Source organism: Actinoplanes sp. NPDC023714 (genome assembly GCF_040639855.1).
Classification (GTDB): domain Bacteria; phylum Actinomycetota; class Actinomycetes; order Mycobacteriales; family Micromonosporaceae; genus Actinoplanes.
In genome coordinates this window covers 169,695-185,388 of sequence record NZ_JBFAAR010000010.1, presented here as the reverse complement: position 1 = coordinate 185,388, position 15,694 = coordinate 169,695, and the positions used below count along the sequence as shown (strand labels likewise).

Below are 15,694 nucleotides of genomic sequence, written 5' to 3'. Positions count from 1 at the left end.
ATGTCATAGCACCACGGCGGGCGGCGCCGACATCGAATTCCGGACGGTCGCGACCGCGTCGAGGGTCTCCCGCGCCGAGGACCTCAGGGCCGGGATCACCGCGACGGCCGTCGCCGGGTCCGCCCTCTCGAGCCGGTCGGCCACCTCGGCCAGGGATTCGGCGCCCAGGTTGGCGGCGGCCCCCTTGAGCTGGTGGGCGGCCTCGGCGAGGGCGTCCTGGTCCTCCATGGCGAGCGCCTGGCAGATCTCCTCGGCCAGCACCGGGATCTGGGCGGCCAGCCGGCCCAGCAGGCCGGACAGCTTCTCGTCGTCGAGGGCCGGGGCGGCCCGGCGCAGCAGGTCCAGGCGCTGGGTGATCTGGTGGGTCAGCGGGTCGGCGCTGCGGTCCAGGGCGGCGGCGATGTCGGCCGGCATCAGCGGTTTCGCGATGTGGTCGTCCATGCCGGCGGCGAGGCAGCGCGCCCGGTCCTCGGCCATCGCCCCCGCCGTCATCGCGATGATCGGGACCCGGGAGCCGGATCGGCGGATCTCCTCGGTGGCCGTGTAACCGTCCATGATCGGCATGAGGCAATCCATGAAGATCGCCCGATAATTCTTTTCCAGGGCCATGCGTACGGCGGTGAGGCCGTCCGGGGCCACATCGGCGGTGCAGCCGAGCCGGGCCAGCATGCCGAGCGCCACCACCTGGTTGATCTCGTTGTCCTCGACGAGCAGGACGTGACCGCGGTGCCGCGCCGGCGCCGGTGGCGGGGGAGGTGTGGGCGGCGCCTCCCCGGCCGGCGAGAGCGGCACCGTGAAGGCGAAGGTGCTGCCCCGGCCCGGACTGCTCGTCACCGTGATGGCGCCGCCCATGATGTGCACCAGCTCGCGGCAGATCGCCAGGCCGAGCCCGGTGCCGCCGAACCGCCGGGTGGTGCTCGCGTCGGCCTGGGTGAACGGCTCGAAGAGCGTCCGCTGCTTGTCCTCGTCGATCCCGATGCCGGTGTCGGTGACCGCGAACCGCACCCGGTACGGATCGCCGTCCTCCAGCGTGGCGGAGACCGTGACCTGGCCCTCCTCGGTGAACTTCACGGCGTTGCCGACCAGGTTGAACAGCACCTGGCGCAGCTTCCCGGCGTCCCCGCTCAGCGTCCCGGGCAGCCGCGGGTCGCAGGAGGCGGACACGGTGAGCCGCCCGTCGTCCAGCAGCGTCACCACCTCGTCGAGCAGCCGGCCCACCGCGAAGCCGACCCGCTCGGGCAGCACCTTGCCGGCTTCCAGCTTGGAGAAGTCGAGGATGTCGTTGATGACCGTGAGCAGCCCGGCCCCGGCGCCGCGGATGCCCTCGGCGTACCGTCGCTGCTCCTCGTCGAGAGAGGTGTCCAGCAGAAGCCCGGTGAGGCCGATGACGCCGTTCATCGGGGTGCGGATCTCGTGGCTCATCGACGCGAGGAACTGCGACTTCAGCCGGGCCGTCTCGATCGCCTGGTCGCGGGCCTCGGCCAGGGCGAGCTCGGTCTGCCGGCGGGCGGTGATGTCGCGGGCGAAGGCGTGGAACGTCGGCCGCCCGTCCCGGACGATCCGCCAGAGGGTCAGCTCGACCGGGATCTCGGTGCCGTCGCGGTGCATCGCGAACATCTCGGCGGGCTGCTCGAGCAGCGCCTCCCCGTGTCCGGCGAGCAGGCGCTTCAGCACCCCGCCGTACCGGGCCGGGAGGATCGTGCCGAGCACCATGCGGCCGATCACCTCGGTGCGCCGCCGGCCGAAGACGCGCTCGGCCTGCCCGTTGAACTCGGTGATCCAGCCCCGGTCGTTCATGCTGACGAACGGGTCGCGGGCCGCCTCGATGATCATTTGGAGTTGTTCGCGTTCGGTGCGCAGCCGCTGCTCCGCCTCCACCTCGGCGGTGATGTCCTGGACCGCCGCGAAGACGACCTGGCCGTTCTCGCTGTCCATCGGCGCGAGGCTCACCTCGACCAGCAGCTCGGTGCCGTCCTTGCGGACCGCGGTGAGGCGCATGGCCCTGCCCATGTGCCGCGGCGCCGGGTTCGCGAGGTAGCTCCGCCGGTGGGCGACGTGCCGGGCGCGAAGGGCCTCCGGGACCAGCGCCTCGACCGGGGTGCCGATCAGCTCGCTGCGCTCGTACCGGAAGACCAGCAGCGCGCGGGCGTTGGCGAGCACGATCCGGCCGTCCGCGTTCACGCAGATCATCGCCTCGGGGGAGGCGTCCAGCAGGCTCTTGAACTTCCGCTCGGCGAGGCGCACCTCGGTGATCTCGGTGGTGCCGCTGCAGATGGCGACCGGCTCGCCGGACCCGTCGCAGATCGGGAAGAGCGTGGTGACGAAGGTACGGGAGTCGGATTCGTCCTCGAACACCGCCGCTTCGCGGGACCGGAAGACCGTGCGCTCACGACGTACGATCTCGGAAAGCTTCTCCGGGGTGTGGAGATCCCGATCGGCGAGCCCGATGGCGCCACCCGGTTCGAGGCCGTGCATCTGCTCGAAGGCGGTGGACGCGACCAGGTAACGCCCGTCGAGGCCCTTCACCGAGAACGCGGTCGGCGTGTTCCGCATGATCGTGGCGATGCCCTCGCGGTGGCGCAGCTCGGTGCGGGCCACGGCGTCGGCGGCCTCCATCCGCGCGAACCGGGCGCCGGTCAGCAGCCCGACCACGACCACCAGCGCCACGTCGGCGACCACGAGCATGGCGTAGCGGAAGTGGATGCCGTACCAGCCGGCGTTCTGCCCGGCGATCAGCAGCAGGCCGACGGCCGGCAGGACGAGCAGCGAGGACGCGAGCAGCCGGCGGGTGAGCAGCGCGCTCACGGTCCGCCCGAACAGCAGCCGGGCGATGCCGAACTGCCTGCTGGTGGCGAGCGCCGCCAGCGCCAGCCCGAACGACGCGCCGGCCAGCGTGACCGAAGCCACCCAGTGGCCCGGGACGGTCGCGACGGAGGAGGCCTGGAAGACCGCTCCGTAGCAGCCGAGCACGCTGTTCGCCCCGGCCGTCATGGCACAGACCTGACCGGCCGGAGCCGCCCAGGCCCGGGTTGCGGCCGTCAGGATCAACGCTTGGGCGGCCGCGATCAGCAGGAATCCGATCGCCGCCGGATCGGGCTCGACCATCAGGCCGGCCAGGGCGCTCATGAACCCCAGCGCCGGGAAGACCGGACTGCCCCGGCCGCGGGCGATGGCGATCGCGCCGGCCCCGAGCGTGACCAGGCAGACGCCCAGCTCCGGAGCGCCCCACACCAGCGTGGGGAACCCGATGGCCAGAGCCAGGACACCCGCCGCGATCTGGGTGGTCTCCGGCAGGCGTAGATCCGTCGTCATTTCTTTCGCATTAGACACCTTCATCCGGCCCCGGCGAGGGACGATTTCCAGTATCACCAGCCGAAAGCCGAGGGGGCCGTGATGGCCACCGTGCTCGTCGTCGACGACGTCACCGTGAACCGCGATCTGATGAACACCCTGCTCAGCTGCCGTGGTCACGAGGTGCTGGAGGCCCGTGACGGCTTCGACGCGCTGAACGTGGTCCGGGACCGGCACCCCGATCTCGTCGTCTCCGACGTGCTGATGCCCGGCATCGACGGCCTCGAGCTGGTGCACCGGATGCGTACCGGCGGTGACCCGCGCGCCGCCCGCGCGCCGGTCATCTTCTACACCGCCAACTACCTCGACTCGGAGACCCGGCCGTTCGCCGACGCCTACGGGGTGTCCCGGGTCGTGCCGCGCACCACCGATCCGCGCGAGCTGCTCGACGCCGTCGACGCGGTCCTCGAGGACGGGCCGGTCGAGGTGAGCGTCGGCGCCACCGTCGACTTCGACCGGGTGCACAGCAGGGCCGTCAACGCGAAGCTGGTGGAGAAGACGCACGCACTGCTGCACAGCGAGCGGCAGTTCGAGGCGATGGCGACGGCCTCGCCGGTCGGGATCGCGCTGCTCGACGCGAACGGCGACGCGGTCTACGTGAACCCGCGCCTCGAGGAGACCACCGGGTCGGCGTCGCTGTCCGGGTCCGGCTGGCAGGTCTGCCTCGAACCGGAGGCCCGGATCACCGGGCTGCCCGGCGAGGAGCGGCTGTTCCGTACGCATCTGATCCGCGACGACCACGGTGAGCGCTGGCTGCGGGTGCACCTGCGGCCCTTCGACGGCGACCATGACGACGACGCCGGGGGCGCCGTCGTCATGGTCGACGACATCTCCGACGTGGTCGCCGCCGAGAACCGGGTCACTCACGAGATCAAGCGCCGGCAGGAGGAGGCCGCCGGCCACGACGCCGACCGGATGGACTGCCTGCGGCGGATGGCCGGCGGCGTCGCGAGCGACTTCGACGACCTGGTCGGCGGGATGCTGAGCTTCCTCACCGCCGCCCGCTCGTCGATCACCGAGGAGCGGGACGCGGGCCGGATCGCCCCGGCCACCGCGACCGGCCTGCTCGACGATCTCGGCATGGTGGCGAAGCGCGGCGAGCGGGCGGCCGCGCTGACGGCCCGGCTCGTGGCGCTCGGCCGGCAGGAGGCGAACGACCCGTCGGTCGTGGACGTCACCGGTTTCCTGCGGGCGTTCGCCCGGCAGGCTGGCTGCGACGACGTGCGCGTCGACCTGCGCCTCGACGACGACACCCCGCTGGTCTGCATCGACCGGCGCGGGCTCGACCGGCTGCTCCAGGTGCTGTTCCGCAACGCCTGCGAGGCCATGCCCGGCGGTGGCGTGGTGACCCTCTGCTCGTCCGCCGGGCCCGCCGGCACCGTCACGATCGAGATGGTGGACACCGGTCGCGGGATGACCCCGGACGTGCGGCGGCGCGCCTTCGAGCCGTTCTTCACCACGAAGACGGGCAGCCGTACCGCCGGGCTCGGCCTCGCCACCGCCCAGGAGATCGTCCGGCAGGCCGGCGGCTTCCTGCGGCTGGACTCCGGCGAGGGCGGCACCACGGTCCGGATCAGCCTCCCAGCCTGCTGATCACCTCGTCCAGCGTCAGGTCGGCGGCGCTCGCGAGAATCAGGTCGGCGGCGCCGAACCGGGCGTGCTCGGCGTGCGGATTCGGCACGGCCACACATCGCATGCCCGCAGCCCGCGCCGCCGCGACCCCGTGCGCGGTGTCCTCGAACGCGAGCGCCTCCTGCGGCGGCAACCCCAGCCTCTGCAACGCCAGCAGATAGACCGCCGGATCCGGCTTATGCGCCGCCACCTCCTCACCCGTGGCGATCACCTCGAACCGCTCCCGCAGCCCGGCCTGATCCAGCATCGCCCCGACGTGCCACAGCGGCGAACTGCTCGCCACCGCCAGGCGCAGCCCCCGATCACCGGCCCGCCTCAGCCACGCTTCGATGCCCGGCGCCGGCTTCAGAGCATCATTCAACCCCTTCCGGTACGCCTGCCGTCGCGTGTCACTGACGTCCCGGTCGAAGCCGGCCCCGACCGCCGCCGCCAGTGCCGCATACCGTCCCTCGTTCACATCCCCGCCGTGATCGGCGAAGAACCCGGCGGCGTCGAGCTCCAGCCCGTGGCGGCGCCACTCCCAGCGCCAGCTCTCCAACAACGTCGTCTCGGTGTCCATGAGCAGACCGTCGAAATCGAAGACAAGAGCCTTGAAAGTCACGGCCGCCAGTATCCCTGCCCCGCGCCGCGCCCCCGCTCCGGAAGTGCGGCCGGCCGGAGGCGAAGGTCTCCCCGCGGCCGCCCACGGAGCCGACGCCACTGATCGCGCAGGCACCGCCCCCGAAGCCCGCCCCCTCGACGCCCGCACCGCCCCTCGACGCCCGCCCTCTCGACGCCCGCCCCGCCGGCACCGCCGCCCGCAGATCTTGGACGATCGCTCACCCTGCCCGCGCGTTCTTGGACGATCGCCCACCGTGTCCGCGCGTTCTTGGACGATCGCTCACCGTGCCCGCGTGTTCTTGGACGATCGCCCACCGTGTCCGCGCGTTCTTGGACGATGCTCACCCTCTGCGGGATCTTGGACGGATTGGCACCGGAATCGGTGGGGAGGCGTCCAAGATCTGGAAAACGGTGGGGGGTCGTCCAAGATCCGTGCGGGTGCGGGTGCGGGTGTGAGTGCGGTGCGGGTGTGGGCGGCCGGGTGCGGTGCGGGTGTGGGCGGTTGGGGTGCGGCCTTGCCGGTTGCGGCGGCGCGGGTCGGGTGAGGCTGTGCGCGCACGGTCCCCCGGGACGAGGGTGACAGAGCCGGAAACCCGTGGGTGGTTGCGGCCGTCCGAGGATCATGACTGTCATGGGTACGGGTTCCAGGCTGCTGGCCGCCGCGGTGCTGCTCGCGATTCCGGGGTGCGGGTCGCCCGCCACGACGACGGTCGCGCCGCCGGTCGTTCCCTCGTACACATCGGCCTCTGAGCCTGTCGACTGGGTCGAACCCCGGAGCTATGCGTTCACGCTGACCACGGGATGCACCCGCGGCTTCTCCGAGGCGCGCTATCGGGTGGCGGTGCGGGACGGCCGGGTGTCGTCGAGCGTGCCCCTCAACGAGCAGGCGAGTGCGAACGCCACCTTCCAGGCGCCGACGCTCGGCGATCTCGACGAGTGGATCACGTCGGCCGACCTGGAGAACCCGGGGATCCGGCGCGATCGCGACCCGGTCGACGGGCACCCGGTCGCGTTCGGATTCGACCAGAAGGCGATGGCTTACGACGGCGGCATGTGTTTCGCCGTGAGCGACTATTCAGCCTAGGAAGTCGCGCAGCGTGCCGGCCCGCGCCGGGTGGCGCAGCTTCGACATCGTCTTCATCTCGATCTGCCGGATCCGCTCGCGGGTGACGCCGTAGACCTGACCGATCTCGTCCAGGGTGTGCGGCACCCCGTCGCAGAGCCCGAACCGCAGCCGGACCACGCCGGCCTCCCGCTCGGTCAGCGTCGCCAGGATGGTGTCGAGCTCGTCGCGCAGCAGCGTGAAGCTGACCGCGTCGAGCGCCACCACGGCATCGGTGTCCTCGATGAAGTCGCCGAAGTGCGAATCGTTCTCGGTGCCGACGCTCTGGTCCAGCGAGATCGGCTCACGGGCGTGCTGCTGGATCTCCAGGATCTTCTCGGCCGGCAGGTCCATCTCCTTGCCGAGCTCGGCCGGTGTGGCGTCACGACCGAGTTGGATCAGCAGCTCACGTTGCGTGCGGAGCAGCTTGTTGATCACCTCGACCATGTGCACCGGGATCCGGATGGTGCGCCCCTGATCGGCGATGGCCCGGCTGATCGCCTGCTTGATCCACCAGGTCGCGTACGTCGAGAACTTGAAGCCCTTGGTGTAGTCGAACTTCTCGACGGCGCGGATCAGGCCGATGTTGCCCTCTTGGATGAGGTCGAGGAACGGCATGTTGCGGCCGGAGTAGCGCTTCGCGATGCTCACGACGAGCCGCAGGTTGGCCCGGAGCAGGTGGGCCTTGGCGGTCTCGCCGTCCCGCGCCACGAACCGCAGATCGGCGTCGTCCCGGCGCTGGGTGCGGATCAACTCGGTCGCGTAGAGCCCCGCCTCGATGCGTTTCGCGATCGAGACCTCCTGCTCGGCCGTGAGCAGTGGGACCCGGCCGATCTCGCGGAGGTAGGCCTTGACGTTGTCGGTCTGCGGCGAGACCGGCTCGGCGACCTCGGGCTCGTCGTCGTCGAAGGTGTGCGGTGCGGCGATCGTCGTCGTCATGAATCAACTCCGGGTTGGACTCGGAGGCATCGCAAGCATCGGAGAGCGCTGCGGAGAGGCCGTCTGCCTGTGACCATTATAGCTGGTCAGGCACGGTATCCATGCCCGGTGGGAATGGTGGGTGAGGGTCCGGGCGCGCCGCGGCACGCCCGAACCCTCGCCGTCAGTCCGCCGCGTAGCCGGTCAGGTGCACCGAGAACGCCCGGATCGAGCCGGTGTCGGCGTTGAACCGGTCGGCCACGTGGAGGGTCCACGCACCGTCCGCCGGGGAGACACGCAGCGTGCCGAGCGGCTGGTCCGGACGCCACGTCCCGGTGAACGGGGCGTCGGCCGAGACCGCCGCGCTGAACGGGGTGGCGGCCGCGTCGTCGAAGACGGCCTGGCACAAATTGTTGCCGCCGGCGCCGCTGCGGGAGAACAGCGTCGCTGTCTGGCCGCCGGGTGCGGTCAGGGTGGCCACCAGGTCGCCCACGAAGGTGTGGTCCAGGCCCACCGTCGTCGAGGCCGCGGTCGTGGAGCACGCCGTGCCGTCGATCGAGAACCGGACCGACGACGCGTACCCGACGCCGCTCACGTCCACGGTCGCCGAGGCGCCGGTCGGGTCGTTGTCCGGGATGGCGACGGGCGGGCCGGCGTACGCGAAGTCCCGGACCTCCGCCGACGGCCGGCCGGTCGGCACCACGACGGTGCTCGTGGTCGGCGACAGCACGCCGGCGAACGTCGCCTTCGCGGTGAGCGTCACCGGGCGGCCGACCGGATAGCCGGCGGCCAGGCTCAGCGTGTAGTCCCGGGTCTTCGTGGCGCCCGGGGCGATGGTGCCGTACGACCGGGACCGCGGTGTCACGGTGGCCCGGGCGTCGTCGGACGTGACGACGACGCTGACGCCGGTCGCGGTGCCGTCGCCGGCGTTCGTGGCCGGCAGCGTCACGGTGGCCTTCTCGCCCGGTTCCAGATAGGCGTCCCCGTCCCCGGTGGCCGGGGTGATCGCCGGCTCGCCGGTCTCGACGAGCGGCTGGGGTGTCGCGCCGGTGTCGCGCAGCACCAGGTCGGCGCGGATCACGCCGGCGCCGGTGCGGTGGTCGTACCCGGCCGGGGCCAGGTCCAGCGCGGTGCCGGTGAGCGCCGCCCGGATCTCCGGGTTGGTCATCCCCGGGTTGCCGGAGAGGGCCAGTGCCGCGATCGCGGCGGCGTGCGGGGCGGCCGCCGACGTGCCGAAGAACGTCTCGAAGCCGGGGACCGTCGTGGAGACGCCGTCGGCCGCGGTGATCTGCGGCTTGTCCCGGACCACGCCGCCGGTCGCGGTGAAGTTCCCGGGCGTGTACGGGGTGCCGTTCGCCGCGTAGAACATCCGGCGGGGGCCGTCCGAGGTGAACCGTTCCGGTTTCGACTGCCGGGTGTGCACGTTCGGGTACGGCCCGGCCGGGTTCGGCGGGTCGCCCGCCTCCAGGTCGAAGTCGAGTGGCGCGGCGGCCGGGGTGGCGGCGACAGAGAAGGCGTTCTCGGCGGCGCTGTGCCCGCGGGTCACCCCGGGCGTGGCGAAGCCCTTCAGCCCGTCGGCCGAGTCGGCGAACCGGCCCCGGAACGCGGTGAGCTGCAGGTACCGGTCGGCGCCGGCGTACTTCACCACGGCGAGCCGCTGCCCCGCGCCGGTGCCGGTCTGCAGGATCTCGAACGGGTCGTCGTCGCCGTTCTGCACGTCCTGCGAGAAGTTCGTGACGTCGCCCGCGGCGTTGAGCAGGTAGAGGTCGTAGTCGTTGGCGGAGGAGAGGAGGGCGTCGGCCCACCACAGCGTCACGACCCGGCCGGCGCTCCCGGGCGACAGCGGGTTGAACTCCTGCACCGGCGTACCCGGATCGAAGTCGTGGGCGTCGCCGGCGAACTTGCCGACGCCACGGCCGGAGTCGGTGAAGTCGCCCTCCCAGTTGCCCGCCGTGCCGTCGAGGGTGTTCCCCTCATTGCCGGCCGAACTGAAGTAGAACGCGCCGTCCGCGGTGACGGCATTGACCGCCTGCGCGGGCAGACCGTCCTGGAACGGGCTCTCGTGGTAGTAGACGACGTCGTCGACGATGATGTCGCAACCCGCCTCGAACCGCAGCGCCCTGATGTTCTCGGCGAAGCTCGCCTCACTCGTGAAGGCGGTCGCGAAACCCAACCGCGCCTTGGGTACGAGGTCGTGCAGGATCTCCAGCATCGCGGTGCCCTCGTCGCCGTCACCCTCCTGGCCGGGGAGCACGTCGACGTCGGCGGGCAGGTCGCCGCTCGCCTGGGAGTCGACGAGCGAGTCGACGCCGTCGGAGAGCGCGCAGACCTTCACGCCGGTGCCGGTGACCTTGTATCGCGTGCGGGCCGTGTCGGCCGCGTGGGTGCGGTCGCCCTCGGAGGTGACCGAGCCTGCCGCTGTCCGGATGCGGCTCTCGATGCGGGCCGCCTTCTCCGTCTTGGACTCGGCCTTCTTCGCGGCCGGGTTCTGCTGGTGCCCGCTGATCAGGCCGCGCGCCAGGTTGACGCCGCGCACGTCCTTCCATCCGGCGATCGTGGTGAGGCTGCCGAGCGGCGCGTCGACCAGCACGGTGCCGGTCTCCGCCGACGGGAACCGGATGCCGGCGCCGGCGGCCCGGAGCCGGTCCAGCAGGTCGTCGTCCACCGTGGCGGCGTGGACCTCGACCTCGGTCGTACCCTTGGCGGACACCTCGACGCCGGTGTCCAGCTTCGGCAGCGCCCGCTTGTCGCCGCGCTTGCGCAGTTCGATCGCGAGGCGGCTGTCGAGCTTCTTCTCGGTCGCGGACAGGGACTTCTTGAGCTGCTGGAGCGCGGCGATCTGGGCGTAGGCGCGGTCGTCCGGGCCGGCCGGCGCCTGCACAGTCGCGCCATGCGCGCTGAGCGTGGTGAGCGCCACGACGGTGGCGCCGGCCGTGAGGATCGTTGCTGAGCGACGGAGCAGGTGTCTGTTCAATGCGCGAGCCCCCCACTGACATCCATCGATTCGATAGCCATGGATGCTAGTGGGAAGTCGATGTCGTCGGGAACTTTGTCGCCCCGGGGCCGGACCAATGATGTGAACCCGCCCTCCGACCGAACGGACACCATGCGAATCACCTTCCCGGCCGCCGGCCGCGCCTCCACCGCGAGCCCGGGGACGGCGACGCCGTGCCGGTGAGCAGGCGTTCCCTGCGCACCGGGGGTTTCGGCGCCGTCCCGGGAGACCTGCCGAGCTGCGCCGCCGGGGTGTGCCGAGGGCGGCGGGATCGGTGAGCGGGGTGCCGGTGTGAGAGACGGCGTGAGAGGCGGCGGGCGCTGACCGTGGACATCAAGGAGCCGGACGTCCTGGCGCCCCTGGTCGCGCGGGCGGCCGGGGGCGACACCGACGCCACGACCGCGCTGATCCGCGCCACCCAGCGGGACGTCATGCGCTTCCTGTCGTCGATGGCGCCGGCCGGTGACGTGGAGGACCTGACCCAGGAGACGTTCATCCGGGTGGTGCGCGCGCTGCCCGGGTTCGCCGGCCGGTCCACGGTGCGGACCTGGCTGTTCGCGATCGCCCGGCGGGTCGCGGCCGACCACGCCCGGGCCGCCGCCCGCCGCCCGCGGATCACGGTCTTCCCGGACGGCCGGATCCCGGCCGGCGCCGGCCGGTCCCGCTTCGAGGAGCACCACGCGCTGACCGGCCTGATCGCCGGCCTGGCGGAGGAGCGGCGGGAGGCGTTCGTGCTGACGCAGGTGGCCGGGCTCTCGTACGCCGAGGTCGCGGAGATCTGCGCCTGCCCGATCGGCACGGTCCGGTCCCGGGTGGCGCGGGCCCGGGACGATCTGGTGACGGCGTTGCGGGCGGCGCGGGAAGCGGGGTAGCGCTCTGCCTTTCGGCCGAGCCGGGTCCGTCCCGAAGTGGATACGGCGCCGCCGCGGCCTTCCTAGGATCGGCACTCGTGATCATCATGTGGGCGCTGCCGGCCGGGTTCGCGCTGGGTTTCCTGGACTTCGTCTGGATCAAGTACGTGCCGTACCCGTTCGCCGACCTCGGCAACTCGCTCGGGACGTGGGCGGTCGCCGCCTTCCTGCTGACCTACCTGGGTCGCCGGCGGATGGCGGTCTCGGTCGCCGCCGCGATCCTGTGCCTGGTCGTGGCGGTGCCGAGCTACTACCTGGCGGCGGCCCTGATCCAGAACGACGACTGGAGCAACCTGTACAACACCACGGCCGTCCTCTGGATGGGGTCCGGGGTGGTGGCCGGCCTGGTGTTCGGGGCCGGCGGCGTGCTGGCCCGCACCGGCGGCCGGCTGCGGCGCCCGGCGCTGGCGCTGCCCGCCGCCGTGATGTTCGCGGAGAGCGCGATCGAGCTGCTGCGGATCGGCACGCCGAACGCCGACACCGCCGAGCAGTGGGAGTACGCCGCCGTCATGGCCGGTCTGGGCCTGCTGGTGACCGTGCTTCTGGTGCGCGGATGGCGGGAGCGGGCGCTGGTGCTGGCCTGGTCGGCGCCGCTCACGGCCGGCGGCTGGATCCTGCTCACGGTGGCCGGCTTCCGCTGAGGGGAGGGCCGCGGCGCTGCTCATCCGCAGGGGAGCCGGACCGTGACCACGGTGCCGGACGGCTGGTTCTCGGTGAGCCGGATCGTCCCGCCGTGCAGGCGCACGATGGTGTGCGCGAGGCTCAGCCCGAGGCCGCTGCCGGGTGTGCCCTGGTGGCGGACGTTGCTGCCGCGGAAGAACCGGTCGAAGACCCGTTCGCGTTCCTCGGCCGGGGTGCCGATGCCGGTGTCGGCGATGCGGAGCTCGGCCCAGCCCTCCTCGACCCGGCCGTCGTCGACCCGGACCTCGATCCGCACCCGGCCGCCGAGCGGGCTGTAGCGCACCGCGTTGGCGAGCAGGTCGTCGACGACCTGCCGCAGCCGGCACGGGTCGCCGCGGATCCGTACCGGGACCGGCAGCTCGGGGCGCAGCAGCACCCCGGTGTCGGCGGCGTGGTGCCGGGCCGCCGACACCGCGTCGGCGACCAGGGCGGTGAGGTCGAGCGGTTCGAGGGCGAGCCGCAGGTATCCGGAGTCCAGGCCGGCCAGGTCGAGCAGCTTGTTCACCAGCGCCTGCAGAGCGGACGTGTTGCGGGCCACCGAGCGCAGCATCTGGCGGCTGTCGTCGTCGAGGCCGCCGGCCTCCTCCCCGAGCAGGGTGACGTTCGCGGAGATCGAGGTGAGCGGGGTACGCATCTCGTGGCCGACCAGCGCGATGAAGTCGTCCTGGGCGCGGGTGAGCTGGCGGGTCACCTGTTCGGCGCGGCGCAGTGCCAGGTACATGCCGATCTGCGCGGCGACGCCGTCGAGCAGGACGGTGAGCAGTTCCTCGTGCTGCTCGAGGGTGCCGGCGTAGCAGGAGAGCACGCCGAGCAGGGTGTCGCCGTCGCGGACCGGCACGGCCAGCACCGAACGGATGCCGGCGTCGTGCAGCTCGGGCCGGTCGCCGGCGTCCGGCACCCAGAGGGCTCGGCCGGTCTGCCACACCCGGGCGCTGATCTCCGTGCCGAGGACCCGCTCCCCGCCGGAGACGTGCCAGTGGCCCGCCGTGTCCAGCCGGCCGGTCGCCTCGTCGATGAGGAACAGCTCGGCGCACGGCCAGCCGAGCGCCGCGCCGACCGCCCGCAGCACGGCCGGGACCGCCGCGGTCTCGGTCTCCGCGGACCGGAGCGCCTCCTGCACGGCGAGGTGGCAGGCCCGGAACCGTTCGACCCGGCGCATCGCGGTGAGCTCGTGCGCCACCGCGACCGCGCCGATGATCCGGCCGGCCGGGTCCTCGATCGGCTCGGCCGAGGTGGCGAACGTGCGGATCGGCTGGCCGGGCAGCACGCAGAGGATGTCGACGGCCTCGACGTGCTCGCCGTGGAACGCCCGCATGAGCGGGGTCTGCTCCCACGGCAGCGGCCGCATGCCGGCGTCGTGCAGGATGCCCTCGACCGACGGCCCGTACTCGGAGGGCAGCGGCCCGGTGTCCGGCAGCCCCTGGATCTCACGGAGCACCCGGTTCATCACGGCGACCCGGCCGGTCTGGTCGCAGGCGATCACCCCGACCGAGAGGGTGTCGAGCAGTGCCGCCTGGAACGCCATCTCCTCCGGGATCTTCATGGCGGGCGCCGGCTCGTGCAGCAGTTCGGCGATCCCGAGCAGGGTCACCACCTCGTCGTCGGTCCACTGCCGGGTTCCGGTGTCGAGCACGGTCATCGAGCCGAGCAGCCGGTCGTCCTCGTCCCGGATCGGCACGCCGAGGAAGGCACGCACGCCGTACGCGGTCGCCATCGGATGATCGCCGAGACCTTCGCGGGCCATGTCGGCGCACGGCACCGGATGATCCTGCATGACGACGTACTTGCAGACCGAGTACGCGATCGGCGCCCGTCCTTCGGCGCTCAGCTCCGCCGGCAGCCCGTGCGAGCCGGCGAAGAACTCCTCCTCGCGCCCGACCAGGTTGACCGTCGCCATCGGCGTGTTCAGCAGCCGCGCCGCCAGCCGGGCGATGGCGTCCATCGGGATGGGCCGGGCGGGCAGGGTGCGGCGCGCCCGCTGCACTGCCGCCAGCCGGTCCGGATCACCCAGTACCGCATCGTCGACCTTCACCGCGTCTCCCTCGGGGGCGCCGGATTACCCCATTTGCGGCTTTCGAAACCGGTGGGGGTCGAGCCAGGAGATCCGGCGGCGGCGCTTTCCGGGTACGGGCGGAGCACCGCACCCACCGAACAGTGATCGCCGGTCACACGACCGGTGGGTCCCCGGCCCGGTGATCCATCGATAGTCTTGCCCGCATGGAGTGCGTGTCGTGCGGCCTCGACAACGACCCGTCCGCGCAGTTCTGCGCCCGGTGCAACGCGACCCTGACCCGGCGCCCACCCCATCCACCGCCCGCATCGCAGCCCGTGCCGCCGCCGGTCTCCGAGTCGCCCGCGCCCCTGTCGCAGCCGCCGGCCGGGGAGGACACGACCCATCTGCTCGCGCCGCCGCCGGCGTACCCGATGGCCTCGCCCCGCCGCCGGCTCTCGCCGCTGCCGCTGGTGGCGGCCGGGGTGGTCGCGTTGCTGTTGGCGATCGTCGCCGGGGTAGCGCTGGCCGGCCGGGACGACGACCCGGACGAGACCGCGGCGGGTCCGATCGCGACGACGGACGCGCTGCCCTCGCCCGCCGGGCCGTCCTCGCCGCCGCCCGCCTCGGAGCAGCCCGCCTCGAACTCGCCCGTCTCGGATTCACCCTCGCCGGCGTCGTCACCGTCGCCCGCGTCGGCAGCCTCGGCGCAGGAGCAGGCGGCGGTCGTCGACGCGCTGCTGGACCGCAGCGTGGCGAGCCGCACGAAGCTGAACGCCGCGATCGACCGGGTCCGGCGCTGCACCGGCGTGGACGGCGCGCTCGCCGACATGCGCGAGGTCGGCGACGAGCGCGACCAGCAGATCAGCGAGATCAACGCGGCGGATCTGTCGGCGCTCGGCAACGGGGAGGCGCTGCGGTCGGCGCTCAGCACCGCGCTGGGCCACTCGCTCGACGCCGACCAGCACTTCGTCGGCTGGGCGGAACCGGCCGCCGGCGGCGACTGCGGGAACTCGGCGAGCCGCCGCGCCGCCTGGGACCGCGGGCAGTCGTCGTCGAAGCTGGCGCAGGCCGCGAAGAAGGAGTTCCTGGCCGCGTGGAACCCGGTGGCCGGCTCGTTCGGCTACCGCACGCGCACCAACCTCGACATCTAGCAGGGCCGGCTCGACATCTAGAAGGGCCAGTTCGCCGCCACCAGCAGGGTGATCGCGGCGATCGCCTCGGCGGCCGTGCGGGCGTCGCCGGTGGTGTCGGCCAGCCGGGTCAGGGCGCGTTCCATCCGGCTGCGGTTCTCCGGCGTCGGGTTGTTCAGCCCCTCCTCGATGACCGGGATCTCGCGCCGGGCCAGTTCCCGGTCGGGGTGGGATTCGCGGATCGTGGCGAGGTTGCTCTCGACCTGCTCGCGCGGTGAGGGCTCGTAGTTGTTGGTCTGGCTGACGGTGTTCTCGTTGCCGAAGATCTGCTGGCCGCCGCCGAAGTTGGCGGTGCCGAAGCTGAACTGGGGTTCGGGCATG

At 72.4% G+C, this 15,694-nt stretch carries 10 protein-coding genes and 1 pseudogene; 5 read left to right on the top strand and 6 right to left on the bottom strand.

The window, feature by feature from the left end; genetic code table 11:
- Positions 1-3: 3 nt before the first annotated feature.
- On the bottom strand, positions 4-3,312 hold the full coding sequence (locus AB0G10_RS34525; RefSeq protein ID WP_360931539.1) for a PAS domain S-box protein: 3,309 nt from the start codon (positions 3,310-3,312) through the stop codon (positions 4-6).
- A gap of 81 nt (positions 3,313-3,393) precedes the next feature.
- Here AB0G10_RS34525 and AB0G10_RS34520 point away from each other — a divergent pair, with 81 nt between their 5' ends.
- Positions 3,394-4,944: an ATP-binding protein gene (locus AB0G10_RS34520; protein ID WP_360931536.1), complete on the top strand. Its 1,551-nt coding sequence runs from the start codon at positions 3,394-3,396 to the stop codon at positions 4,942-4,944.
- On the opposite strand, the gene AB0G10_RS34515 is transcribed toward AB0G10_RS34520, so the two are convergent.
- On the bottom strand, positions 4,925-5,584 hold the full coding sequence (locus AB0G10_RS34515; RefSeq protein WP_360931533.1) for an HAD-IA family hydrolase: 660 nt from the start codon (positions 5,582-5,584) through the stop codon (positions 4,925-4,927). The genes AB0G10_RS34520 and AB0G10_RS34515 overlap by 20 nt on opposite strands.
- Before the next feature lie 630 nt (positions 5,585-6,214).
- On the opposite strand from AB0G10_RS34515, the gene AB0G10_RS34510 reads away from it, so the two are divergent.
- Entirely contained in the window at positions 6,215-6,667 is a 453-nt protein-coding gene (locus tag AB0G10_RS34510; RefSeq protein ID WP_360931530.1) for a DUF6174 domain-containing protein, read from the top strand.
- Here AB0G10_RS34510 and AB0G10_RS34505 read toward each other — a convergent pair.
- Both AB0G10_RS34505 and AB0G10_RS34500 read right to left on the bottom strand, forming a co-directional pair.
- A pseudogene (locus AB0G10_RS34505) lies at positions 6,659-7,777 on the bottom strand (RNA polymerase sigma factor); the annotation flags it as partial. The gene AB0G10_RS34510 and the pseudogene AB0G10_RS34505 sit on opposite strands and share 9 nt — an antisense overlap.
- Before the next feature lie 10 nt (positions 7,778-7,787).
- Complete coding sequence (locus AB0G10_RS34500) at positions 7,788-10,577, bottom strand: S8 family serine peptidase (RefSeq protein ID WP_360931527.1); 2,790 nt, start codon at positions 10,575-10,577, stop codon at positions 7,788-7,790.
- A gap of 353 nt (positions 10,578-10,930) precedes the next feature.
- Here AB0G10_RS34500 and AB0G10_RS34495 point away from each other — a divergent pair, with 353 nt between their 5' ends.
- Complete coding sequence (locus AB0G10_RS34495) at positions 10,931-11,470, top strand: sigma-70 family RNA polymerase sigma factor (RefSeq protein WP_360931931.1); 540 nt, start codon at positions 10,931-10,933, stop codon at positions 11,468-11,470.
- Between the two features lie 77 nt (positions 11,471-11,547).
- Positions 11,548-12,150, top strand: a complete 603-nt coding sequence (locus AB0G10_RS34490; RefSeq protein WP_360931524.1) for a DUF6518 family protein — start codon at positions 11,548-11,550, stop codon at positions 12,148-12,150.
- 20 nt (positions 12,151-12,170) lie between these two features.
- Here the strand turns inward: AB0G10_RS34490 and AB0G10_RS34485 are convergent, their stop codons facing one another.
- Positions 12,171-14,222 (bottom strand): ATP-binding protein, encoded by a 2,052-nt coding sequence (locus tag AB0G10_RS34485; RefSeq protein ID WP_360931521.1) that lies wholly within the window; start codon positions 14,220-14,222, stop codon positions 12,171-12,173.
- A gap of 185 nt (positions 14,223-14,407) precedes the next feature.
- Between AB0G10_RS34485 and AB0G10_RS34480 the strand changes: the two genes are divergently transcribed.
- Positions 14,408-15,334, top strand: a complete 927-nt coding sequence (locus AB0G10_RS34480; protein WP_360931518.1) for a hypothetical protein — start codon at positions 14,408-14,410, stop codon at positions 15,332-15,334.
- A gap of 17 nt (positions 15,335-15,351) precedes the next feature.
- On the opposite strand, the gene AB0G10_RS34475 is transcribed toward AB0G10_RS34480, so the two are convergent.
- Entirely contained in the window at positions 15,352-15,693 is a 342-nt protein-coding gene (locus AB0G10_RS34475; protein ID WP_360931515.1) for a hypothetical protein, read from the bottom strand.
- Position 15,694 lies beyond the last annotated feature (1 nt).

What these genes read in the sequence shown, in the direction of transcription:
- AB0G10_RS34510 (WP_360931530.1), top strand. Translation starts at nt 6,215, where the DNA reads ATGGGTACGGGTTCCAGGCTGCTGGCCGCCGCGGTGCTGCTCGCGATT.
- AB0G10_RS34520 (WP_360931536.1), top strand. Translation starts at nt 3,394, where the DNA reads ATGGCCACCGTGCTCGTCGTCGACGACGTCACCGTGAACCGCGATCTG.
- AB0G10_RS34525 (WP_360931539.1), bottom strand. Translation starts at nt 3,312, where the DNA reads ATGACGACGGATCTACGCCTGCCGGAGACCACCCAGATCGCGGCGGGT.
- AB0G10_RS34475 (WP_360931515.1), bottom strand. Translation starts at nt 15,693, where the DNA reads ATGCCCGAACCCCAGTTCAGCTTCGGCACCGCCAACTTCGGCGGCGGC.
- AB0G10_RS34480 (WP_360931518.1), top strand. Translation starts at nt 14,408, where the DNA reads ATGGAGTGCGTGTCGTGCGGCCTCGACAACGACCCGTCCGCGCAGTTC.